Source organism: Microlunatus aurantiacus, from assembly GCF_039536605.1.
In the GTDB taxonomy this organism is placed as follows: domain Bacteria; phylum Actinomycetota; class Actinomycetes; order Propionibacteriales; family Propionibacteriaceae; genus Microlunatus; species Microlunatus aurantiacus.
Genome location: NZ_BAAAYX010000010.1, coordinates 35,786 through 58,291 on the forward strand (window position 1 = coordinate 35,786; position 22,506 = coordinate 58,291).

19 protein-coding genes are annotated in these 22,506 nt (G+C 73.0%); 12 read left to right on the top strand and 7 right to left on the bottom strand.

Annotation, left to right across the window (positions count from 1 at the left end):
* Positions 1-42: 42 nt before the first annotated feature.
* From ABD714_RS13100 to ABD714_RS13110, 3 genes are read right to left on the bottom strand one after another with little or no spacing between them, the layout of a single operon-like run.
* Positions 43-1,056: a TolB-like translocation protein gene (locus ABD714_RS13100; protein WP_344812814.1), complete on the bottom strand. Its 1,014-nt coding sequence runs from the start codon at positions 1,054-1,056 to the stop codon at positions 43-45.
* Positions 1,053-2,351: an MFS transporter gene (locus ABD714_RS13105; RefSeq protein WP_344812815.1), complete on the bottom strand. Its 1,299-nt coding sequence runs from the start codon at positions 2,349-2,351 to the stop codon at positions 1,053-1,055. The genes ABD714_RS13100 and ABD714_RS13105 overlap by 4 nt, the downstream gene beginning before the upstream one ends.
* A 9-nt stretch (positions 2,352-2,360) precedes the next feature.
* A complete protein-coding gene (locus ABD714_RS13110) occupies positions 2,361-2,933 on the bottom strand; it encodes an acyltransferase (protein WP_344812816.1) in 573 nt (190 codons plus the stop codon).
* A 253-nt stretch (positions 2,934-3,186) separates the two neighbouring features.
* On the opposite strand from ABD714_RS13110, the gene idi reads away from it, so the two are divergent.
* The 5 genes from idi to ABD714_RS13135 all read left to right on the top strand — a co-directional run bounded on the left by idi (position 3,187) and on the right by ABD714_RS13135 (position 9,021).
* Positions 3,187-3,720 (top strand): isopentenyl-diphosphate Delta-isomerase, encoded by a 534-nt coding sequence (idi, locus tag ABD714_RS13115; RefSeq protein WP_344812817.1) that lies wholly within the window; start codon positions 3,187-3,189, stop codon positions 3,718-3,720.
* 57 nt (positions 3,721-3,777) lie between these two features.
* Complete coding sequence (locus ABD714_RS13120; RefSeq protein WP_344812818.1) at positions 3,778-5,007, top strand: polyprenyl synthetase family protein; 1,230 nt, start codon at positions 3,778-3,780, stop codon at positions 5,005-5,007.
* Positions 5,008-5,413: 406 nt separating this feature from the next.
* Positions 5,414-6,940 carry a phytoene desaturase family protein gene (gene crtI / locus ABD714_RS13125; protein WP_344812819.1) on the top strand — a complete coding sequence of 509 codons (1,527 nt, stop codon included), beginning with the start codon at positions 5,414-5,416 and terminating at the stop codon, positions 6,938-6,940.
* The gene (locus tag ABD714_RS13130) at positions 6,941-7,927 is read left to right on the top strand and encodes a phytoene/squalene synthase family protein (RefSeq protein ID WP_344812820.1); all 987 of its coding nucleotides are present in this window, start codon (positions 6,941-6,943) and stop codon (positions 7,925-7,927) included.
* Between the two features lie 53 nt (positions 7,928-7,980).
* The gene (locus tag ABD714_RS13135) at positions 7,981-9,021 is read left to right on the top strand and encodes a Rieske (2Fe-2S) protein (protein WP_344812821.1); all 1,041 of its coding nucleotides are present in this window, start codon (positions 7,981-7,983) and stop codon (positions 9,019-9,021) included.
* 46 nt (positions 9,022-9,067) lie between these two features.
* On the opposite strand, the gene ABD714_RS13140 is transcribed toward ABD714_RS13135, so the two are convergent.
* The gene (locus ABD714_RS13140) at positions 9,068-10,759 is read right to left on the bottom strand and encodes an FAD-dependent oxidoreductase (RefSeq protein WP_344812822.1); all 1,692 of its coding nucleotides are present in this window, start codon (positions 10,757-10,759) and stop codon (positions 9,068-9,070) included.
* Between the two features lie 76 nt (positions 10,760-10,835).
* Positions 10,836-11,618, bottom strand: coding sequence for a class I SAM-dependent methyltransferase (locus ABD714_RS13145; RefSeq protein ID WP_344812823.1), 783 nt, complete (start codon positions 11,616-11,618; stop codon positions 10,836-10,838).
* Between the two features lie 550 nt (positions 11,619-12,168).
* Between ABD714_RS13145 and ABD714_RS13150 the strand changes: the two genes are divergently transcribed.
* From ABD714_RS13150 to ABD714_RS13175, 6 genes are all read left to right on the top strand, one after another.
* Positions 12,169-13,299 carry an ROK family protein gene (locus tag ABD714_RS13150; protein WP_344812824.1) on the top strand — a complete coding sequence of 377 codons (1,131 nt, stop codon included), beginning with the start codon at positions 12,169-12,171 and terminating at the stop codon, positions 13,297-13,299.
* 122 nt (positions 13,300-13,421) lie between these two features.
* Positions 13,422-14,183 (top strand): DUF4129 domain-containing protein, encoded by a 762-nt coding sequence (locus ABD714_RS13155; RefSeq protein WP_344812825.1) that lies wholly within the window; start codon positions 13,422-13,424, stop codon positions 14,181-14,183.
* A complete protein-coding gene (locus tag ABD714_RS13160; RefSeq protein WP_344812827.1) occupies positions 14,180-14,701 on the top strand; it encodes a hypothetical protein in 522 nt (173 codons plus the stop codon). The genes ABD714_RS13155 and ABD714_RS13160 overlap by 4 nt, the downstream gene beginning before the upstream one ends.
* On the top strand, positions 14,698-15,711 hold the full coding sequence (locus tag ABD714_RS13165) for an AAA family ATPase (RefSeq protein ID WP_344812828.1): 1,014 nt from the start codon (positions 14,698-14,700) through the stop codon (positions 15,709-15,711). The genes ABD714_RS13160 and ABD714_RS13165 overlap by 4 nt, the downstream gene beginning before the upstream one ends.
* Before the next feature lie 10 nt (positions 15,712-15,721).
* Positions 15,722-17,113, top strand: a complete 1,392-nt coding sequence (locus ABD714_RS13170) for a DUF58 domain-containing protein (RefSeq protein WP_344812829.1) — start codon at positions 15,722-15,724, stop codon at positions 17,111-17,113.
* Positions 17,110-17,769, top strand: a complete 660-nt coding sequence (locus tag ABD714_RS13175; RefSeq protein WP_344812830.1) for a hypothetical protein — start codon at positions 17,110-17,112, stop codon at positions 17,767-17,769. The genes ABD714_RS13170 and ABD714_RS13175 overlap by 4 nt, the downstream gene beginning before the upstream one ends.
* A gap of 180 nt (positions 17,770-17,949) precedes the next feature.
* Here ABD714_RS13175 and ABD714_RS13180 read toward each other — a convergent pair whose 3' ends face one another.
* Entirely contained in the window at positions 17,950-18,732 is a 783-nt protein-coding gene (locus ABD714_RS13180; protein WP_344812831.1) for an AAA family ATPase, read from the bottom strand.
* 316 nt (positions 18,733-19,048) lie between these two features.
* On the opposite strand from ABD714_RS13180, the gene ABD714_RS13185 reads away from it, so the two are divergent.
* Complete coding sequence (locus ABD714_RS13185) at positions 19,049-20,086, top strand: SMP-30/gluconolactonase/LRE family protein (protein WP_344812832.1); 1,038 nt, start codon at positions 19,049-19,051, stop codon at positions 20,084-20,086.
* Positions 20,087-20,219: 133 nt separating this feature from the next.
* Here ABD714_RS13185 and ABD714_RS13190 read toward each other — a convergent pair whose 3' ends face one another.
* The gene (locus tag ABD714_RS13190) at positions 20,220-22,427 is read right to left on the bottom strand and encodes a heavy metal translocating P-type ATPase (protein WP_425562394.1); all 2,208 of its coding nucleotides are present in this window, start codon (positions 22,425-22,427) and stop codon (positions 20,220-20,222) included.
* Positions 22,428-22,506: the final 79 nt, after the last annotated feature.

The following is a 22,506-nucleotide window of genomic DNA, read 5'->3' on the forward strand; positions in this document are numbered from 1 at the left end:
TCGACATCAAACGCCACTTGGCACTCACCCCCCGGTCGGGACTCACAGCCTCACCACCGCCGGCGACGATCCGTGTTCGATGAAGATCTTCGCCTCGCCCGTGCCATCCGCCGGAACGGCCCAGATGTCGGTCGTGGTGGCGTCGGCGCCGCTCCGGGGCATCCCGTACAGCAGCGTGTTGTCGTCCAACCACTCGACCTGGTCGTCGACGCTGCGCAGGTCGCTTGTCAGCGTCTCCTGGCCGGTAGCCAGGTCCAGGACCGCGATCCGCCAGATCCCCGGCGTCGTGTTGCCGAGCCGCTTCTTGTAGGCCACCTTGGTCTCGTCCGGTGACAGCGACGGGCACTCGGCGTCGGTCCGCAGCGCGGTCAGCTTCTTGGCCGACAGCGATCCCTTCATCAGCCAGGTGGTGCCACCGGACGCGGCGGTGACGTAGAACGTGTCGTCGTCCGAGGCGAACGTGACGCCCCAGAAGTTCCGGTCCACGGACTGCAACGGCCGGCCGTCGACCTCCACGTCCCAGGTCTCCAGGTTGCCGAGGCTCTTGCCGTCGCGGCGGATGATCGTCTCGGTGGAGAACGACGCCTGGGCGTACGAGTGCCCCGTGACGAAGGTCGTCGTCGCGACCAGCGAACCGTCCGTCGACATCCTGGCCCGGCTCGGGAGTCCCACCAGCTCGGTCGCGCTCACCTGCTGCAGCTCAGGACCCAGCATCGAGACGCCGTACGTCTGCACCACGCCCCGCTTGGCGGTCACACATACCCCGGCGTCGGCGGTGGCGTACGAGCGCTCGCAGCTGATGTCGAAGACGGCCCGCGGACCCGCGGGGTCGGACAACGACACGGCCGCGAGGCGACCGTAGTCGGTACCGAGGGCGCTGTTGCGGAACACGACGTGCGGTGCGGCCAGCACCTCGGTCCGATCCGCCGAGGCGGGACCATCGGCCCCGGCGATGCGGGCGTCGGTCGCCGCCCGGACGTAGACGAAGTAGCCGACCGCCACGCCGAGGACCACCAGTGCCGTGACCATGATCACCACCAGCCGCCCGCGCGTCATACGTCCACTCGGCGGGCCTGGAGCATCGGCCGCATGAACCAGGTCGCCCCGACCAGAGCCACTACAAGCGCCGCACTCATCACCCACAGCGCCTCTGTGCGGCCGCCAAGCTGCCACATCAGGCCGAAGGCGATCGAGGAAACGAACCGGGAGAGAGCGACCACCGTCTGGGCAGCCGCGATCCCGCTCGCGCGACTCTCTTCGGGCACGGTCTGGGTGGCGAGTGCGGAGAGCACACCGTCGGTGGCCGCGTAGAAGGTGCCGAGCAGGAGCAGCACCATCACGAGCGTGCCGATGCCGCCGATCGTGCTGGCCGCCAGGGCGTACACCCCCAGCAGCACCGCATGGCCGGCGAGGAAGACGAGCCCGCGACCGATCCGGTCGGCGACCTTCCCCAGCGGGATCGCCAGCGCCAGGTAGGCGACGTTGGTGCCCACGAAGAGCAGCGGGAAGTACGTCGCCGCCACCGAACCCCGGTCGGACAGCGCGAGGTAGATGAAGCCGTCACCGACGGTCACCAGGCCCAGCAGGCCGGCGACGACGAGCACCCGCCGCAGCTCGGGTCGGGACAGATCCGACAGCCGCAGGGCGACCCGCCCACGAGCGGGGGACGCGTCCGGGGTGTCGGTGGGATCGGGAGGTCCCGGCGGTCCACCTGCGCGGAGGTCCGGCACCGCGATGGCGAGCACCACGAGCCCCAGGATCGCGAAGGCCGCACTGAAGACGAACACAGACTGGAACCCGCCCAGGCCGAACGGCACGGCGGCCAGCACGGCGAACGCGATCAGCGGTCCGATCAACGCCCCGAAGGTGTCCATCGCCCGATGGACGCCGAAGTTGCGTCCCAGGTCGGCCGGGTCGGAGGCGGTCGCGATGAGGGCGTCCCGCGGTCCGGTCCGAAGGCCCTTGCCCAACCGGTCGGCAGTGATGACCGCGGTGATGGCTCCGAAGCCCGTCGCGAAGAGCAACCCGATCCGGGAGACGGCGGAAGCGAGGTAGCCCACGAAGGCCACCCACTTGGGCCGTCGGGTCGAGTCCGCCCACCAGCCGCCCAGGACGCGCACCGCTGCCGAGACACCCTGGTAGATCCCGTCGAAGAACCCGTACGCCAGCGGGCCCATGCCCAGCACGGCCGTGAGGTAGAGCGGCAGCACGGCCGCCACCGACTCGGACGAGATGTCGGTCAGCAGACTGACCGTGCCGAAGGCGAGGACGGCCCCGGGCACCCTACGGCGCAGGCCACGGGGGGCCGGTGGCTCGTCGTTCTCGGGCGCGCCGCGCAGCGTGACGTACACGGCACACGCCTAGGCCGACGCCGACCGGAGCCGGCCGCCGACCAGCTCGTACGCCCGACCGCAGCCGCCCACGAGATCGTCGGGGAGCCGTTCCCCGCACTCGCAAGCCCAGCCGATCTGCCGACCGGGGTTGCCGACCACGAAGGCGTGAGGGGCGATGTCGCGGACCACCACCGCGCCCGCACCGACGAAGGCGTTCTCGCCGATGGTGACCCCACACACCACCGTCACCCGGGCTCCTAGCGTCGCTCCCTGCTCCACCTTCGTGCCCAGGAGCGCATCGCCGTGCCGCTTGATACGGGCTCGGGGAGTCAGATCGTTGGTGAACGCCACGCCGGGCCCCAGGAACACGTCGTCGCCGATCTCGACACCTTCGAAGATCATCACCTGGTTCTTGACGGTGACCCGGTCCCCGACCACGGCCCCGCCCTCGATGTAGGCGGCGTCGCAGACGTTGCAGTCGCGACCGACACGGGCACCCCGCAGGATGTGGGCGAACGCCCACACGCGGGTGCCGTCACCCACGTCATCGCTGTCGCACAACCCCTGCGGGTGGACGAAAACGCGCACGTCCCTGTTCATCCCCACCGATCTTTCCCCCAGAAGAAACTGCGACCCGCCCCCACGCATCGCTCAGCCGCGTCCCTCGGGAATGGCGGCCGGGGACGCCGGCCAGACGACATTCTGCCGACTCTCGAGTGTCACGTCAGCCGAGACCGAAAAAATTCGCTTCGGGACGAATACCGACCATCATCCAGCACGGGACATCCGGGGAAACCCAGGGGCTCGAGCAGCGACGTCCGGGATCTTCGGCGCTCTCGACTACCCTCACCGGATGACCGTCGAGACCGTGGTGCTGCTCAACGACCGGGGCGAAGCCATCGGCACCCGGGACAAGGCGGTAGTACACACCGCGACCACGCCGCTGCACCTCGCCTTCTCCCTGTACCTGTTCGACGTGGCCGGGCGGGTGCTGATGACCCGTCGCGCGCTGACGAAGAAGACCTGGCCCGGTGTCTGGACGAACACGTGCTGCGGTCACCCGTCACCCGGCGAGTCACCCGGGGAAGCCGCCCGCCGGCGGCTGCCGCAGGAGCTCGGGATCGAGGTCGGCGAGCTGACCTGCGCGCTGCCCGATTTCGCGTACACCGCGACCGATGCCAGCGGCATCGTCGAGAACGAGATCTGCCCGGTCTTCGTTGGCCGGCTGCATCCGGACGCGCAGGTGCTCCCGAACAGCGATGAAGTCATGGACTGGGCCTGGACCCCGTGGGAGCAGCTGGTGGCCGCCATCTCGGCGACCCCCTTCGTGTTCAGTCCCTGGGCCGTCGCCCAGGTCCGCGAGCACCCGGGACACCCGCTTCCCTGACCGAAGCGGCTCCCCCGAGACGTGCAGCGCCGACCCCCGAGACCGACGGAGACGACCGTGGCCCTCCCCACCAGCCGACCGAGCGCGTCGGGCCGTCCGATCGAGCCGGGACGAGCCGGCGACGCGGCGACCTCGGCCCGGCGCTCCGCAGCGTCGCCGAGCGCCTCCGGTGAAACCGGCACGGTGGTCCGTCTCCCCCGTCCCGAGCAAGCCTCGTCGATCACCCACCACCTGGAGCTGGTGGACCAGCAGCTCAGCGAGGTGCTGGCCGACCTTCACCACCTGTGGTCCACGAAGCTCGCCCCGGCGGGCGAGTCGGCCGACGTGCTCGGCGAGGACGACCTGCCCGCCCTGCTCGACACGCTCGTGCACAGCGGCGGCAAGCGGATCCGCCCGGTGATGGCGCACCTCGGCTGGGTCAGCGCCTCTGGTCAGGCTCGCGGCATCGGCCACGCCGACGTCGTGCGGGTCAGCGCCGCCCTCGATCTGCTGCACGCGTTCGCGCTGGTGCACGACGACGTGATGGACGAGTCCACGTCCCGCCGCGGTGTGGCCACCGCCCACCTGCACGCGGCCGAGCTGCACCGGCGTACGGGGGGTCAGGGTCGGGCCGAGCGTTTCGGCGACAACATCGCCATCCTGCTCGGCGATCTCGCTCACGCCGAGGCCGACGCCCTGGTGGCCGGCCTGCCGGAAGAGCTGCGGCGGATTTGGCGCCTGCTGGTCATCGAGCTGGTGTACGGACAGCGCCGTGACCTGACCGGCAGCGCCGCGGGTCGCCGCGATCTGACCCACGCCCGCCAGGTGGCCCGGCTCAAGTCCGGGGCCTACACCGTGGAGCGCCCGCTGCAGCTCGGCGCCGCCGCCGCCCGCGCGCCGGAGGTCGTCAGTGCGGCGCTGGCCACGTACGGCCAGGAGGTCGGCGAGGCCTTCGCACTCCGCGACGATCTGCTCGGCGTCTGGGGCGACCCCTCCCGCACCGGCAAGCCGGCGGGCGACGACCTGATCTCCGCGAAGCCGACCGTCATCCTGGCCCTGGCGCACGAACGCACCACCGGTGCCGCCCGGGCCATGCTGAGCAAGGTCGGCACACCGGACCTCACCGTCGACGACATCACCCAGCTGCAGGAGTCGCTGCAGGAGTGCGGGGTGGTGGCCGAGGTGGAGGACCGGATCAACCGGCACGTCGCGGAGGCGCTGGCCGCGCTCGACAGCTCGGCGCTGGACCCCGACGGGGTCCGCGAGCTGACCGTGATGGCCCACAAGATCGCCTGGCGCGACGCCTGACCCGCAACCGACGCTCCAGACGTCGGGTCGTGTGACGTCGCGCACCTTCAGCCGCACCACGCCCGGGTCCGGCCGGGCGCGACTAGGCTCGACATCGGCGATCACGACGACGCAGAACGGCCCATGGGTCCAGCGCAGCTGACGCCCTGTGGCCGGCGCTTCGAACGATGGCGTGTAGCCCACCCTGCTCGCTGGCTGCGGCGATGTCGCCCCCCAAATGATTGCCGCCGCAGTCAGCGACCCCCGACGACGTCCAGCAGCACACTCCCAACTTGGTCGTCGGCGTCCCTGAGCGTGCATCCTCGCGGGGTCCCGAACCCGAACACGCAGACTCGCTGCTTTGCGGCATGTGGTGACATAGCCAGGAGCACCCTCCTGGTCCGCCCCCGATCGAAATGAGTACCGCGTGAGAGTCGTCGTCATCGGAGCCGGCCTGGCCGGTCTGGCCGCGGCCTGCCACCTGACCGGTCGCGGGTACGAGGTAACCGTGGTCGAGCGCGAGGACGTCCCCGGCGGCCGCAACGGTCTGATCGTGCGGGAGGGCTTCACCTTCGACACCGGGCCGTCGGTGCTGACCATGCGCGATCTCATCGCCGACCCCCTGCGTGCTGTCGGCGCGGACCTCGACGACATGATCCCGATGCGGCGGCTGGACCCTGCCTACCGCGCCCAGTTCGCCGACGGCTCCACGATCCGGGTGCGCTACGGCCGGGAGGCGATGCGCACCGAGATCGCCGACACCTGCGGCTCGGTCGACGCGGCCGCCTTCGACGGGTTCGTGGACTGGCTGCAGGACCTGTACGTGGCCGAGATGCCGCACTTCATCGACCGCAACTTCAACTCACCGCTCGACCTCCTGTCCCGGCCGGACGTCGCAGCGAAGCTGGTCCGCCTCGGCGGCTTCGGTCGGCTCGGGAACGCCATCCGGCGCCGGTTCACCGACGACCGGCTGCACCGACTGTTCAGCTTCCAGGCCATGTACGCCGGTCTGGCGCCGGACGAGGCGCTGGCCATCTACGCGGTCATCACCTACATGGACAGCATCGAGGGCGTCTGGTTCCCCGAGAGCGGCGGCATGCACGCCGTGCCCGTGGCCCTGGCCACCGCCGCCGAGAAGGCCGGCGCCCAGTTCCGCTACGGCGCATCGGTCGCGGACGTGCTCCGTCGCAGCGACACCGGCGGCGTCGCCGGCGTACGGCTGGACTCCGGCGAGCAGCTCGCCGCCGACGCGGTCGTGTGCACCCTCGACCTGCCGACCGCGTACGAGAAGCTGCTGCCCGACCTGACCCCGCCGCGCTCGCTGCGCCGACCGCGCTACTCCCCCTCGGCTGTGGTCTGGCACCTCGGGGTCCGCGGACTGCCCGAGCCGGGCGTCTCGCACCACAACATCCACTTCGGGCACGAGTGGGGCGGCGCCTTCGACGACCTGATGAAGCGCGGCACCCTGATGGGCGACGCCTCGCGGCTGGTCACCATCCCCTCGCTCGACGACCCGTCGCTGGCCCCGGAAGGCTGCTCGACCCTGTTCGTGCTGGAGCCGGTCCCCAACCTCGCCGACGGCCACATCGACTGGGTGCGCGAGCGGGGCCCGATGCGGGAGCGACTCCTCGGCTTCCTCGAGCAGGAGGGCTACCCCACCGACGTCGTCACCGAGGAGCTGGTCACCCCGCTCGACTGGCAGCAGCAGGGGATGGCGGCCGGCACCCCGTTCGCGCTGGCGCACACCTTCGCCCAGACGGGTCCGTTCCGGCCGGCGAACGTCGAGCGGCGCGTGCCGGGGCTGGTGTTCTCCGGCTCCGGTACTGTCCCCGGGGTCGGGGTGCCGATGGTGCTCATCTCCGGGAAGCTGGCTGCGGACCGGGTGGGCGAGTACCTCCGGGACGACGCCTCGACGAGCGCGACGAGACCACGCCGGGCGAGCAGGAGGGGCTGAATGTCGCTGACCCAGGCCGTCGACCCGAGCGTGCTGCGGGCCGGGTACGCCGAGTGCGGGCGGTTGACCCGGCGGTTCGGCACCACCTACTTCTGGGGGGCGGCCCTGCTGCCCCGCCGGCAGCGCAAGCACGTCTACGCCGTCTACGCCCTGTGCCGGCTGGCCGACGACATCGTCGACCTGCCGTCGGACTCGCCGGCGCCGGAGGAGCACACCTTCGTGCCCGGCACCGGCCTCGGTGGCGCGCGCTCCGCGACCCGGCCGCCGGCGGCCGTCACCGGTCCCGCCGGCGAGGACAGCGAGGTGGCCCGGCGACTGAGTGCCTTCGCGGACCGCTTCCGGACCGCGCTGGTCGACGGGGTCAGCGACGACCCCGTGCTGGCGGCTGTGGCCACCACCGCCCGCGCCTGCGACATCGACCCCGAGTGCTTCGACCGGTTCTTCGGGGCGATGGCGATGGACCTGACCACGACCTCGTACGAGTCGTGGGAGGACCTCTGCGGCTACATGGAGGGCTCGGCGGCCGTCATCGGCGAGATGATGCTGCCGGTGCTGGAGCCGAAGACCAAGAAGGCGAAGGCCCCGGCCCGCGCCCTCGGTCTGGCCTTCCAGCTCACCAACTTCCTCCGGGACGTCGACGAGGACCTCGACCGCGGCCGGGTGTACCTGCCGCAGGAGGATCTGCGCCGGTTCGGGGTCGACCTGCGCTGGCGCCACTCCACGCCGGAGTGGCGGGCCCTGATGGCGTACGAGATCGAGCGCAACCGCAGCCTGTACGCGTTCGCCGACTCCGGGATCGCCATGCTGCCGCCCCGCTCGGCCCGCTGCGTGGGCGCGGCCCGCGTCCTCTACGCGCAGATCCTGGACCGGATCGAGCGCGCCCACTACAACGTGTTCAGCAGCCGGGTCCGCGTACCCACCGTGCGCAAGGCGCTCACCGCAGGGCGGATCATGGTGACCGGGCCGCGGATCCGCAGCGTGGCCTGAGCCTTCGACCACCGACGACCTGTTGCACGTTCGACGAGCACGAGAGGACACCCATGTCGTTGCGTCTCCGTGGAGATGTCCCGGCCGAGACGGGGCTGATGGGCCGGCTGCCGGACCACGTCCGGTCGCGGATCCCGATCCAGCGCGTGCCGCAGCCGCGGGAGAACCGGATGACCGCCTCCTGGCGGCAGGCCAAGCCGGGCCGGATCGCGGCCTCGCTGGCGGTGTCCCAGGCGCAGAACTCCGGTGGCTGGTTCGTCGCCGGTCAGAGCGGCGACGTCGGCGCGACCGCGTCGGTGGCCCGGACGATCGCGGGTCGGGAGGTGGTCTTCTGGCGGGACACCGACGGGACCCTGGTCGCCGGTCCGGGTGCCTGCCCGCACCTCGGTGCGTTGATGGATGCCTGCCCGGTGCTGGACGGCACCATGTACTGCCGTTGGCACGGCCTCGCGCTGACGTCGAAGGGTGACCGCACCTGGAGCCCGTACGCGGCCTGGGACGACGGGCTGCTCATCTGGGTCCGGTTGGCCACCGAGGGCGAGACGTTCACCGACCGGCCGGCCCTCTCGGCCCGGCCGCCGCTGGACGGCTCGGTCAGCGCGGTGATGGTCGAGCCGGGCACGTGCCAGCCCGAGGACGTGATCGCCAACCGGCTCGATCCGTGGCACGGCGCCTGGTTCCACCCGTACGCCTTCTCCCACCTGGTGGTCGACGACGACGCGTCGGACGAGACCCGGCTGGTGGTGGACGTGACCTTCCGGCTGTCACGGACGTGGGGCGTGCCGGTGCGGGCGGAGTTCAGCTGCCCGGACACCCGCACCATCGTGATGCGGATCATCGACGGCGAGGGCACCGCCTCGGTGGTCGAGACGCATGCCACCCCGACCGGGCTGGACGAGCGCGGCCGGCCGATCACCATGGTCACCGAGGCCACCATCGCCTACTCCGACCGGCCCGGCTTCCGGGTGGCCAAGTGGCTCACCCCGGTGCTGCGTCCGGGGATCATCAAGACCGCCAAGCAGCTGTGGGTCGACGACCTGGCGTACGCGGAACGGCGCTACGCGCTGCGGATGCGCGGGGAGTACCCGGGCTGAGTCAGCCTTCGGCGGGAGCGCGATCATCGTTCCATCCACCGCGCTCTCAGCGCGACAGGACGGCCGCCGCACGACCGACCGGTGGACGGCCGGCCATCGGCACCGTCCATAGGTCGTGCCCGGCGGTCCCCCAGCGCTCGAGCAGCGCGTTGGCGGCCTGGAAGCCGGTGGTGGCGGCTCGCTCCATCAGCGCCACCGGGAAGTCGCACCGGACGCCGTCGCCGGCCAGCACCAGCCGCGGGTCTGGGGTGGTGACCCCCGGCCGCAGGTGCCAGGGTCCGGTGCCGACCAGCGGGCAGTCGTCGCGGACCAGCCACTGCTCGGCCAGCACCTGGGCGGGCGCGGTCTCCGGGTAGACCCGGGTCAGCTCGGCGCGCAGCTGCGCGCGGGTGCGGGCCTCACCCTCCCCGTCCCCCAGCTCGTAGGGGAGTGCGTACGCGTGCAGCTCGACGACCGAGCCGCCGGTGCGACGCCGCCAGTCGGCGGCACCGTCCTCGAACACCTCCAGCAGGCTGACGTTGTCCAGCGGTCCGAAGCCGCTGGTGCCCAGGAAGGGGGGCCGATCGGCGTGCACCGGGCGGTCCAACCAGAGCCGCCAGACCGCGAAGGGCGGCGCGTTCCGGGTGGCGGTGAGCTGCTCGCTCCACTCCGTGTGAGTCGAGGGTTGGTCACGCCCCCCGAACTCACACGTCGATCCCAGGCGGCGGGTGGTGGCCGGGTCGGCGGCCAGCACACAGGCGTCCGCGGTCAGCGTGGCGTCGTCGCCGAGCCGCACCTCGACCCCGTCGGCGTGACTGGCCAGGTGCTCGACGCTCACCCCGGTCCGCACCTCGACCCCCAGCCCGTGCAGGTAGCGGCCCAACGGGGCCCAGAGCGCGGTGTCGTAGTCGTCGGTCGGGACGTCGAAGAGCAGTCCCTCCGCCGAGCCCAGGAAGTAGGTGTGGAACATGGCCACCAGCTCACCGGCGGAGAACTCGCTCGGGTGGGCGAAGAAGCTGCGGGCGAACACCTCGAGGGCGAGGTGCCGGGCCGCCGGCGGGAACCGGAGCCGGTCCAGGAACGCCTCCGCGCTCTCCCCGTCGTAGGCGGCGAAGGTGTCGGGGAAGCGGACGGTGAGCAGCTCCAGTGCGGCGGCCACGTCGACCTCGGCCAGCGAGGCGGCGGTGAAGCTCGGGCTGACGGCCACGAACGAGGCGAAGCTGAACGGTGGGGTCCGCGGGATCCGGGCGAACGAGTCGGCCATCCCGTCGGCCGAGATGAGCGGGTAGTCCTCGATCGGCCGCAGCCGGTCCAGCGCCGGGTCGGTGCGGCGGAGCAGCCCCCGGAGGTTGTAGTACTGCCGGAAGAAGGCGTGGAAGCCACGGCTCATGGTGCGCGGCCCGTTCCCGGCGTCCGCGTCCACCGATCCGGGCGAGTCCCCGGAGTGGTGCGACCTCGCCGCGTCGTGCGAGCTGACCGCGTCGTGCGAGCTGACCGGGTCGTGCGAGCTGACCGGGTCGTGCGAGCTCACCGTGTCGAGGGGCCACGCCCCTACCCGTCCACCGAGCTGCGGTTCGCGCTCGACCAGGGTGACCCGGACCCCACGCTCGGCCACGCCGGTGGCGGCCGCCAGCCCGGCGATGCCGCCGCCGACGACGATCACCGACGAGCCCTCGGGTGCCCGCCCTGACCCGACCGGTCCCGGATGGCGTACGGCGAGCCGGTCCCGCCCCGGGCGCCAGCCGCGCAAACGGGTCACCGCCGCTCCCTCGCGGCACGCACCGTCCGGCGCCCGTCCCGTCCCGGCTTCGCCTCGGGCGCGGCCGGCTGAGTCCTCACGAAGGCTTGCGCCCGCGGAAGGTGTGCAGGATGTCGCGCTGCCAGCCGTCGACCGTACGGTGCTCGACGTCGACGAAGCCGACCTGCTGCATCCGGTCGGTGAACACGTCGACGGTGTCGTTGTCCAGCACGCTGCGCCACAGGTAGCGGTAGATGCCGGTGTCGCGGTTGATCACCTTGGACAGCGGGATGACCACGGACCAGGACACCGCGTTCCACACCGCCCGGGCCATCGACGAGCCGGACACCGAGTAGTCCTGCACCACCAGCACCCCGCCCGGGGCGAGCAGCTCCCAGACCGAGCGCAGCACGGCGTCGCGGTCACCGACGTTGCGGAACAGGTAGGCGGCCAGCACCCCCGACACCGGCGGGAGCGAGCCGGCCAGGGCCGGGAGCTCCTCGGCCCGGGACTGCTCGAACGACACCCAGGTCGGCCACGGCTTGGACCGGGCCTCGGCGAGCATGCCGGCCGAGCCGTCGACGCCGACCGCGGTGTACGCCTGGCCGCGGTGACCCATGCTGTTCACGAGCGCGTCGGTCGAGGCGCCGGACCCGCAGCCGAGGTCGATCACGGTGCTACCCGGGCCGGCCGGCAGCTTCTCGGCGAGGGCGTCCGCGGCGGACTGCAGGTGCCGGTGGTAGCCGGGGTTCAGGTTGACCATCGTGTCGTAGGTCGCGGCGGCCCGGTCGAACGCCGCGGGCACGTCGGGGTGGTCGGCGTCGTGGGTGTCGGGGCCGGCAGAGGCGGTGGAGACACCCGGGTGCGGAGTGGCGGTCATGGTGCCGATCACCGTACCCGGGGGGCGCCGCGCGACACCGCACGCCCGACCCCTGATCGGCCCTCCCGCCTTCTCCGCCGGCGGGCGGGCGTCCCGCCGGTCCCCACTGTGCGCAGGTCGGACCGCCCGGCCGTCGGACGAGGTCATCCGTCCGGAAGCACGCTGGGACGTCCGCCGGTGCCAGCGGCGCCTGCCGCCGAGGGGGTCACGAACGGAGCCACCACCGGCGCCGGCCGGCGATCCCCGTCGCCGACGCGCGGGCTGTACCCGTGAGTAATGTGATTCGGGTCACACAGAAACTGTCCAGAAGTCGCGTGGTATCGCTCCCACTAACGATTGAAGCCTAAAATAATTGATTGATCCGATCGTTTCACAAAACCCGTTCAGCAAAGCCACTATCGTTTCTGGCATGCCTTATGCGCCGGCTCCTGAGGGAGCGCGACGCAGCGGAGGATCGGGGGATCTGCGCCACGGCAACCTAACCCAAGTCCTTTGCTACGTCCGAGATCATGGACCCTGTAGTCGTCACGACATCGCTCGTGGTTGCGGCTTGGGGATCTCCACACTGACCGACCTGATCGGGGACCTCAAGTCCCGCCGACTGGTCAAAGAGCTGGACCCGGTTCGTCGTCCGGGTGCAGGACGGCCCACCCGTCCCATCGCTCTCGACGGCGATCCCTGGTGCGCGCTAGGCGTGCACATCGCTCCGGACGCCATCGCCATCGCGGCCACCACCATGGGTGGTGAGGAGCTCTGGCTCGTCGAAGACCCGGTCGCGTTCGCCGGCGCCGATCCGGAGGACGCCTTCCGCCAGGTGCGGGACGTCCTCGTCCGGCGACTGGCCGAGGTGCCGACCGGACGCGAGGTGATCTCGGTCGAGGTCGCCACGTCCGGGCTGGTGGTGCGCGATCGCGGCCAGCTGGAGCACTCCGCCGAGCTGCCGTGGGTCGAGTTCCCGTTGCGTGAGCGGATCCGCGAGGTCCTCACCCAGGCCGGTGTCACCGGTGTCCACGTGGGCGTGGCCAACGACTCCCAGCTCGCCGGCCTGTACGCCACCCGGACCGAGCTGCGGCTGCCGCCGAACTCGGTGGCGGTCTACCTCGGCGGCTGGCGCGGCATCGGCAGCGGTCTGATCGTCGACGGACAGATCTTCGGCGGAGCGCACGGCGTGGCCGGCGACCTGGCCCACAGCAACGTCGGGGGTGAGACCACTGACTGCCAGTGCGGCCGCCGGGGCTGCCTGACCACGGTGCTGGGCCCGGAGGCGCTGCTCAGCCACAGCGGCCTGATGAGCATGGACGAGGCCATCGAAGCGGTCCGCCGGGATCCCTCGGGGGCCATCGAGCAGCTGCGATCGAGGGCCGAGGCCGGCGACGAGCAGGTGCTGACGACGCTCGCCGACGCCGGCTCCGCGCTGGGCCGGGTGATCGACGACGTGCTCGGCGTGCTCAATCCGCACGCGGCCATCATCGGCGGCTTCATCGGGGTCCTCTCGCCGTACCTGCGGGAGGCGATGGAGGCTCAGCTCAGCGAGCGGCTGTCCGATCCTGCTTTCGCCGCCACGCTGGTGGTGCCGCTGGAGTCGATGGAACCGCGGGTCGTCCGCGGGGCCGCCATGTCGGCGCGGGACGCCTGCCTGGCCGATCCGCTGACGCTCACGCGCCCGCTGACCCGGGGCTGATCCCGGGAGCCTGCCCGGCCGCGGACCCGACACCGAGGGGTCCGACGCCGGCAGGCGCCCAGCGCCTTCGCAGGCTCGACGTTCCCACGTCCGCCCGCTCGGCGCTCGCCTATCCTGTGCCCATGTCCGCCGGGTCGGAGGGAGAGCCAGCGACGTCCCGTACGCCGCTGCTGACCCCCGCCCTGGTGGCGGTGGGCGCCGTGACGGCGCTCGCCGTCATCGCGGCGGGCACGGCGGGGGGCTGGTGGCTGGAGCCCCGGATCTGGTTCGACGGTCAGCCGGTCCCCGGACTGGCGTCGAACTCGGCCCTGGGCCCACCCACGCCCCGGACTCCGCCGATGGCCGAGGCCAACCCGGTCCAGCAGTGGATCGCCGGCATCCTGGCCGCCCTGACCGGTCTCGCGGTGCTCGTCGGGCTCGTCTACCTGGCCCGGTGGTTGTGGCAGCGCCGGCCGCGGCGGGCGGTGATCTACGACGAGAAGCCGGATGTCACCCCGGCGGGGGTGATCGCGGCCGGACCCGATCTGCCCGCCCTGCTCCGCGGCGCCGACGCGGCCGAGCTCATCCTCACCGAGACCGGTGGCGTGCCGCGGGACCTGGTGCTGCGGTGCTGGCTGGCCCTGGAGGAGGCGGCCCTGGCCTCCGGGGTGCCGCGTCGACCGTCCGACAGCCCCACCGAGTTCACCGGCACCGTGCTGCGCTCGACCCACGCCGAGCGCGGCTCCGTCGACACCCTGCTCCGGCTCTACCACCGGGCCCGGTTCTCCGGGCACGAGGTCACCGACGACGACGTCCGCACCGCGCGGACCGCGGTCATCCGGCTCGCGGCGACCTGGCGCGGCTTCGACGAGGCCATGCGGCACACCGCGCGGACCGACCCGTGACCGGCGGGCGACTCAGCGGCCAGGTCCTCGGACTGACCGCGCTCGGGCTCCTCGGCTGGATCCTGCTGCTGTGGATCATGGGTCTCGACCTGCTCCACGCACTCGCCCTGGGCGCCGTGCTGCTGGCCCTGATCGGGCTCCGCCGGGCGCCGGTGGTGAACAACGAGCAGGCGTGGCCCGAGACGAGCGAGGAACGCTCCGACGTCGGCGTACGGCGGGAGGTGGCCCGGTTGTCCTGGTCCATGCAGGGGTACGAGTCGAGGGTCCAGCGTCAGTCGGTCCGCCGGTTGCAGCAGATCGCCGCCTACCGGCTGGGGCTGCAGGGGCTGGACCTGGACGACCCCCGCGACTACCTGGCCTGCCGGGCCGCGTTGGGAGAGCGGGCGTACGTGGTCGTCAGCGAACCGGACGACCGCCCGATGTACGCCGACTTCGTCACCGCGGTGGCCGCGGTCGAGAAGCTCGTCAGTGACAAGACCGGGGCCGACCGGCCCGGATCGAGGGGGGATCGTCGATGACCACCAGCACCATCAGCGTCGAGGGTGACGAGCCGACCGAGGCGGTGGAGCCGCTGTCGGTCCCCGAGGTCGCGCAGCTGTCCCGCCGCGTGCTCGACCGGGTCGGCACCGTGGTGGTCGAGATGGACACGCCGTTGCGGATCGCCCTGGCCGCCCTGCTGGCCGGTGGTCACGTGCTGTTCGAGGACGTCCCGGGGCTGGGCAAGACGCTGGCCGCGCGCAGCCTGGCCTCGGCCCTGGGGCTGGAGTTCCGGCGGCTGCAGTGCACGCCGGACCTGCTGCCCGCCGACATCACCGGCTCCTACATCTACGATCCGGCCGACGCGGACTTCTCCTTCCGCCCCGGCCCGGTGTTCACCGGCCTGCTGCTGGCCGACGAGATCAACCGCACCGCCCCCAAGACCCAGTCCGCCCTGCTGGAGGCGATGGCCGAGCGGCAGGTGACCGTGGAGGGGACGACGTTCGTGCTGCCCCGGCCGTTCCACGTCATGGCCACCTCCAACCCGGTGGAGTACGAGGGGACCTACCCCCTCCCCGAGGCCCAGCTCGACCGGTTCATGGTCCGGCTCGGGGTCGGCTACCCGAGCCGCGTCGCCGAGGCTGACGTGCTGACCCGCCGGCTCGCCCGACGCTCCGAGGACGTGACCGTCGACGCGGTGGTCGACCCGGCCACCGTGCTGCGGATGCAGGCCGGGGTCGAGGCGGTCACCGTGAACCCCGACATCGTGGCCTACTGCGTGGCCGTGGCGGCCAGCACCCGCCGGCATCCCGGCGTCGAGGTCGGCGCGTCGCCGCGCGGCTCGCTGGCCCTGCTGCTGGTGGCCCGGGCCCTGGCCGTCCTGCAGGGCCGCGACTTCGTGCTGCCGGAGGACGTCAAGGAGATCGCCGTCGCGGCCCTGGCCCACCGGATCACCCTCAACCCCCAGACCTGGGCCTCCGGGCTGCAGGCGGCCGACGTGGTGGCCACCCAGCTCGATCAGGTCCCGGGCCCGACGACCGTCTACCGCTGAGGGTGCGACCGTGAGCTTCGGCGCCGACCTCGGCTACGAGGACCGTCCGGGCCGCCGACCACCGGACCCCCGGGCCACCCGCGTCTGGTGGCTGGCCCCCGCCGCCATCGGCTGGTTGGGGGCGGGCGTGGTGCTGCTGACCCTGGGCGTCGTCGCCCGACGGCCCGACGTGGTGGCCATCGGCGTCCCGCTGCTGCTCGGTCTGGCCTGGGGCACCTCCCGCCGACCGCAGCTGGTGCCGGTCGTCCGGCTGACCGGCGACGACCAGCCGACCGGGTCGACCGGGTCGACCGGCACGGTGGAGGCCGAGGTGGAGGTCGCCCCCGCCGAGCAGCCCACGGTCATCGCGCTGCGGGTCCGGGCCCCCGGTCACCGGGCCGCCGAGGCCCTGGTGGTGGCCGAGCGCCGGACGCTTGGGGTGTCCATGCGGACCGTGCGCACCGGCCGGCGCGCGCTGTTCGGTCTCTCCCACCGGGCCGTCGGGGCGGACGGTCTGCTCAGCACCGTGTCGGCCGGGGACCGGCCGCTGACCATGACGATCCTGCCCAGCGCCCGGGCGCTGGAGGACCTGCCGCTGTCCTTCCGGCTGCAGGGTCTGACCGGCCCGCACACCTCACGCCGGGCCGGCTCCGGCGGCGACCTGCACGACGTGGCGGTCTTCGCGCCGGGTGACCGGCTGCGCCGGATCGACTGGCGGGTGACCGCCCGGCTGAACACTGCTCCGTCCACGCCGGGCCCGGGAGCGCCACGGGGCGCGGCCATCGACCGGCTGTACGTCCGCCGCACCTTCGCCACCGCCGACGCGACCGTGATGCTGGTGATCGACTCCCGCGACCAGGTCGGGCCCCGGGTCTCCACCTGGGGCGACGCCACCCGGTTGCGGGAGGACGAGACGACCTCGCTCGACGTGGCCCGGCACGCGGCCATCTCGTTGGCCCGGCAGTACCTGTCGGCCGGTGATCGGGTCGGGCTCGAGGACCTCGGCAGGCTCCGGCGTCCCGCCCCGCCCGCCGGCGGTCGACGCCAGCTGCAGCTGCTCACCCAGCAGCTGGCGCTGGCCGAGCCGGAGGGCGAGCCGACCCGTCGCCAACGCATCCCCCGGCTGCCGTCCGGCGCGCTGATCGTGGTGTTCTCCACCTTCCTCGACGACGACGCGGCAGCCATGGCCCGGACCTGGCGCCGGGCCGGACACCGCGTGCTGGCGGTCGACACGCTGCCGACGCTGCTCATCTCCGGCATCCCCGAGCGGCTCTACGTGGCGTACCGGATCGTGGCCATGGAACGCACCGACCGCCTGCAGCAGCTGGCCGGCGCCGGGGTGGAGACGCTGGCGTGGATGGATCAGACGACTGACCCCGGGGTGCGGCTGACGGCCCTGGGGCAGCTCCGGGGGCGGCGATGACCGACCAGCCGCCGCCGGCCGCGACCCCACCCGCCGCCGCGCGGCCGGGCTGGACGTGGGCGCGGGTCGAGCGGACCCTCCGCCGGGCCCGGACCTGGGTGCTGGCCTACCTGCCGGACCAGAGCACCGCCCGGCGTCCGCCGGTCCGGATCCGGACGGACACCGCCGTGCCGGGCGTGGTCGTACGCCTGGCGGTGGTCGCCTTGGGACTGCTGTGCGCGTCGCTGGTCGTCACCGGACCGCCCGGCTGGGTCGTGGTGACCGTCCTGCTGGTCATCATCGGCATCGTGCCCGGCACCCTGGTGACCGGCGTCCTGATCATGGTGCTCGGTCTGCTGATGGTGTTCGACCCCGATCCGGCCTCCCCCTGGCGGACGCCGCTGCTGGTGGCCGGGGTGCCGCTGCTGATGCAGCTGGCCACGATCGCCGGCCAGGCCTCCTGGCTGACGCGGATCGAGCTGCGGGTGCTGGAGCTGCCGCTGCGCCGCTACCTGGCCATCCAGCTGTTCGCGCAGCTGCTGGCTCTGACCGGAGGTCTGGTCGAGGGACTGGGCCTGGTGGTGCCGCAGGTGATGGCCCTGGCCGCGGTCGCGCTGCTGGCGCTGCTGGTCTTCTGGCTGCCGAGCCTGGGACCGAGCCGCCGGCGCCACGACTGAGCCGCCAGCCACGACTGAGCCCGGCATCGCAGACCGGGGCTCCGCGGTCTCCGCGACCGGGTCCCGGTGTCGACGACAGCTCGTCGACGGAGGGTGGGCCCAGATCGGGGTCACGCTCCCCGGGGGTCGCTGTCGGGCGCGGCCGAACGGGACCGAGCGAGGCCGAGCGGGGCCGAGGTCTCAGGCGGCCAGGCAGAGTCCGCGCAGCACGTGCGCGGCGCCCGTACGGTCGGTCAGCAGGACCGGCTCCGGCGACCCGGCGGACACCAGGTCCGCAGACGCACGGTGCGCAGACGCCCGGTGCGTCGACGCCCGGTGCGCGGACGCCGGGTCGGCGGGCGCCGGGTGCGCGGACGCCGGGTCGGCGGGCGCCAGGTCGGCGGACGCCGGGTCGGCGGGCGGGGCTGCCACCAGCGTGGGGCGGAGCCGCTCCCAGCTCTGCCAGTGCTCGTCGAACGACCGGACCACCCGACCACGGCGCCGCTGGCCGTCCTGGGCCGCGGGCCGGTCCACGTCGACGTAGAGCAGCACGGTGCGCCAGCCCGACAGCCGCGCGAGCCCGAGGAACAGCCGGCGTCGCCCGAGCCGGGTCCCCGGGTCGTGCACGACGAGCCGCCGCCCCACCGTCGGCCCGTTCAGCAGGTTGACGAGGATCCGGAGCGTGTGGGTGAGGTGCACCAGCCAGCGGTAGCGGAGGTAGGGCACTCCCGGCAGCCGGGTCCGCAGCCACCAGCTGACGTGCTCGGGATCGATCGACGAGACGTGCGCCAGGTCGTCCGTGGCCTGCGCGATGGCCGTGGTCTTGCCCGCGCCGGGGACCCCGCCGACCACCACCAGGTCGAACCCGCCCGTCCGCGCGGCGGTGACGGCCGCGGTCACGCGAGGCGTCCGGGCGTGGGTCGGGGCGGCCGTCCACGCGCCACGGACCACCGACGGCGGGGTGGGAACGTGACGAGCAGGCATCAGCACCTCTCCAGGTAACCCGGTCCGGCTGTGTGAACCCTGTCAGCGGCGGGGACTCCCGGGGGGGTTCAGGGACACCCCCGGCCCCGGCTCGCCCACGTCGAGCTCCGACCACCCGCTCCGGGCCTGACCGGGGGCGGCGGGAATCCGGTCCGGCCCGACCGGGAGAAGGAACCTGCGGGTCCGCAGCGGCGTGCCCGACGGAGCCCGACCGGCCGACGTCCCGCGGTCCCTGCGGGATGGCGGCCCGGCACCGGCCGACCTACCGTGGAAGGCCCCGACCGCCGGCCCCATCCCGGCAGCAAAGGAGTCGTCGATGACGACGTACAGTCCCGTTCCGCCCCCCAGCTCTGTTGACCCCCTCACCCCCGCCCGTTCTCGGCGCGGCGCCCTGCTGCGCGGCGGCGCGCTCGCCGTGCTCACCCTCGGGCTCTCGCTGCCGGCGTCGGCTCCGGCCGAGGCGAAGCCCCGCGACCACCAGTCCCGCGACGTGATCGCCCTGCCCGCCGGGTTCCAGCCGGAGGGCATCACGATCGACCAGCGCGGCCGCGATCGCGGCACCGCCTACTTCGGGTCCCGTGCCGACGGCGACATCTACGCCGCCGACGTGCGGACCGGCAGCGGTCGGGTGATCAGCCAGGGCCCCGGAACCCCCTCGGTCGGGCTCAAGACCGACAGCCGTGGTCTGCTGTACGTGTCCGGCGGCACGGCTGGCAACGCCCGGGTGGTCGACACCCGCAGCGGCCGGATCCTGATCTCGTACGCGCTGGCCGACCCGGCGCCGACGACGGGACAGCCGTCGTTCGTCAACGACGTGGTGCTGAGCCGGACTGACGCCTGGTTCACCGACTCCAACCGTGCCGTGCTCTACCGGGTGCCGCAGGCCCGGCACGGGAAGCCGGCACCGGCGTCGGCGATCCAGCGGCTGCCGCTCACCGGTGAGTGGGTGCAGACCGCGGGCGTCATCAACGCCAACGGCATCGCGCTGAGCCCGGACGGCCGGTCGCTGCTGGTGGTGCAGTCCAACACCGGCTTCCTGTTCCGGGTCGATCCGTGGACCGGGGTGGCCACCAAGGTCGATCTCGGCGGCACCCTGCTGACCAACGGCGACGGGCTGCTGGTGGAGGGCCGCACCCTCTACGCGGTGCAGAACCGGCTCAACCAGGTGGCCGTCGTGCGCCTCGACCGGACCGGCAGCAGCGGTCGGCTGGTCGACACGCTGAAGGACAGCCGCTTCGACGTGCCGACCACCATCGCGTCCTACGGGAAGAGCCTCTACCTCCCGAACGCCCGGTTCAGCACCCCGCCGACCCCGACCACGCCGTACACGGCGGTCCCGATCGCGCGCCCCTGACCCTCGGGTCCCCCGGGTAGCGCTGCTCGGGTTTGTCGGTTCTGCTCGGTCTAAAGATCGAGCAGAACCGCCGAACCCGAGCAGACCCGAGGGGAGCCGGAGCCCGACCGACCCCCGGAGCCGAGGCGGGTCGTCAGGACAGGGGGCGGAAGCGGCGGAGGCGGAGGCTGTTCAGCACCACGAACACCGACGAGAACGCCATCGCGGCACCGGCCAGCATCGGGTTCAGCAGTCCGGCGGCGGCCAGCGGCAGGGACGCCACGTTGTAGGCGAAGGCCCAGAACAGGTTGCCCCTGATCGTGCCGAGGGTGCGCCGGGACAGGCGTACGGCGTCGACGGCGGCCTCCAGATCCGCCCGCACCAGGGTCAGGTCGCTGGCCTCGATGGCCACGTCGGTCCCGCTGCCCATGGCGATCCCGAGGTCGGCCTGAGCCAGGGCGGCCGCGTCGTTGACCCCGTCCCCGACCATGGCCACCCGACGGCCCTCGGCCTGTAGCGCCCGGATCACCTCGACCTTGTCGGCGGGCAGCACCTCCGCCCGTACGTCGGCGGCCGCGATCCCGACCTCCGCGGCGACGGCGTGGGCGACCACCGTGTGGTCCCCGGTCAGCAGCAACGGCCGCAGACCGAGCCGGGTGAACCGCGCGATGGCGGCGGCCGAGGTCGGCTTCACCTCGTCGGCGACGGCGATGGCGCCGCGCGTCCGGCCGTCCCAGCCGACGGCCACGACCGTACGGCCCCGGGCCTGCGCCGCCTCGATGGCACCCGCGAGGTCGGTCGGAAGGGCGAGACCCTCGGCGGCCAGCAGACCGGGTCGGCCGACGTGCACGGTCCATCCGTCGACGACACCGCGGACGCCGCGGCCCTCCAGGTTGGCGAAGTCGGTGACCGGGAGCAGGGCTGTCGGCTCGACCGCCGCCGCGACCGCCCGGCCGATCGGGTGCTCCGAGCCGTGCTCCACCGCGGCCGCCAGCGCCAGGACCCGGTCGGCGTCCTCACCGTCGGCGGGCAGCACCTCGGCCACCGCCATCGCGCCGGTGGTCACCGTGCCGGTCTTGTCCAGCACCACGGTGTCGACGGAGCGGGTGGACTCCAGCGCCTCCGGCCCCTTGATCAGGATGCCCAGCTGCGCACCCCGGCCGGTGCCGACCATCAGCGCGAGCGGCGTGGCCAACCCCAACGCACACGGGCAGGCGATGATCAGCACCGCGATCGCGGCGGTGAAGGCGGCGGCCGGTCCCGCGCCGAGTCCCCACCAGAACCCGAGGGTGGCGACGGCCAGGCCGATGACGACCGGGACGAAGACCGCGGAGATCCGGTCGGCCAGCCGCTGGGCCTGGGCCTTGCCGGACTGGGCCTCCTCGACCAGCCGGGCCATCTGGGCCAGCTGGGTGTCGGACCCGATCCGGGTGGCCCGGACGACCAGGCGCCCGCCCACGTTCACGCAGCCCCCGACCACCCGGTCGTCGGCGCCGACCTCGACCGGCACCGACTCGCCGGTGAGCATCGACGCGTCGACCGCCGAGCTGCCCTGCTCGACGATGCCGTCGGTGGCGATGGCCTCACCGGGCCGGACGACGAAGAGGTCGCCGACCACGAGCTGGGCGACCGGGACCCGGACCTCGGCGCCGTCCCGGAGGACGGCCACGTCCTTGGCTCCGAGCTCGAGCAGGGCCCGGAGCGCGGAGCCGGCCCGACGCTTCGACCGGGCCTCGATGTAGCGGCCGAGCAGCAGGAAGGTGGTGACGCCCGCCGCGGCCTCCAGGTAGATCGAGCCGAGGCCGTCGCCCCGGGTCAGGGTCCACTCGAAGCCGTGCCGCATGCCGGGTGTCCCGGCTGTGCCGAAGAACAGGGCGACCAGGGACCAGCCGAACGCGGCCAGGGTGCCGAGCGACACCAGGGTGTCCATGGTGGCCGCACCGTGGCGCAGGTTGGTCCAGGCCGCGCGGTGGAACGGCCAGCCGCCCCACACGACCACCGGGGCCGCCAGGGTGAGCGACAGCCACTGCCACGAGGTGAACTGCCAGGCCGGGACCATGGCCAGCAGCACCACCGGCAGGGACAGGACGGCGCTGACCACCAGGCGCTGCCGGAGGGCGGCCAGCTCGCGATCGCGCTCGGTGTCGGCCGACGGGCCGGCGGCCTCGTCCCGGTCGGCCGGCGGTGGCGGGACGGTCGCGGTGTAGCCGGTCTGCTCCACCACGGCGACCAGCTCGTCCGGTCGTACGGTCTCGGGGAAGGACACGGTGGCCTTCTCGGTCGCGTAGTTCACCGCGGCGGTGACGCCGTCCAGCCGGTTCAGCTTCTTCTCGATCCGGGCGGCGCAGGACGCGCAGGTCATGCCGCCGATGATCAGCTCGACGTGGCCGAGGGCCTCGGGACGAGTGCCGGCGGCGTCCGCGCGGGGTGTGAGGTGGGGG

Excerpts from the sequence above, each read along its gene's own strand:
- ABD714_RS13190 (WP_425562394.1), bottom strand. The coding sequence starts at position 22,427 with ATGACCTGCGCGTCCTGCGCCGCCCGGATCGAGAAGAAGCTGAACCGG.
- idi (WP_344812817.1), top strand. The coding sequence starts at position 3,187 with ATGACCGTCGAGACCGTGGTGCTGCTCAACGACCGGGGCGAAGCCATC.
- ABD714_RS13100 (WP_344812814.1), bottom strand. The coding sequence starts at position 1,056 with ATGACGCGCGGGCGGCTGGTGGTGATCATGGTCACGGCACTGGTGGTC.
- ABD714_RS13175 (WP_344812830.1), top strand. The coding sequence starts at position 17,110 with ATGACCGACCAGCCGCCGCCGGCCGCGACCCCACCCGCCGCCGCGCGG.
- ABD714_RS13185 (WP_344812832.1), top strand. The coding sequence starts at position 19,049 with ATGACGACGTACAGTCCCGTTCCGCCCCCCAGCTCTGTTGACCCCCTC.
- ABD714_RS13130 (WP_344812820.1), top strand. The coding sequence starts at position 6,941 with ATGTCGCTGACCCAGGCCGTCGACCCGAGCGTGCTGCGGGCCGGGTAC.
- ABD714_RS13155 (WP_344812825.1), top strand. The coding sequence starts at position 13,422 with ATGTCCGCCGGGTCGGAGGGAGAGCCAGCGACGTCCCGTACGCCGCTG.
- ABD714_RS13165 (WP_344812828.1), top strand. The coding sequence starts at position 14,698 with ATGACCACCAGCACCATCAGCGTCGAGGGTGACGAGCCGACCGAGGCG.
- ABD714_RS13145 (WP_344812823.1), bottom strand. The coding sequence starts at position 11,618 with ATGACCGCCACTCCGCACCCGGGTGTCTCCACCGCCTCTGCCGGCCCC.
- ABD714_RS13135 (WP_344812821.1), top strand. The coding sequence starts at position 7,981 with ATGTCGTTGCGTCTCCGTGGAGATGTCCCGGCCGAGACGGGGCTGATG.
- ABD714_RS13110 (WP_344812816.1), bottom strand. The coding sequence starts at position 2,933 with ATGAACAGGGACGTGCGCGTTTTCGTCCACCCGCAGGGGTTGTGCGAC.
- ABD714_RS13180 (WP_344812831.1), bottom strand. The coding sequence starts at position 18,732 with ATGCCTGCTCGTCACGTTCCCACCCCGCCGTCGGTGGTCCGTGGCGCG.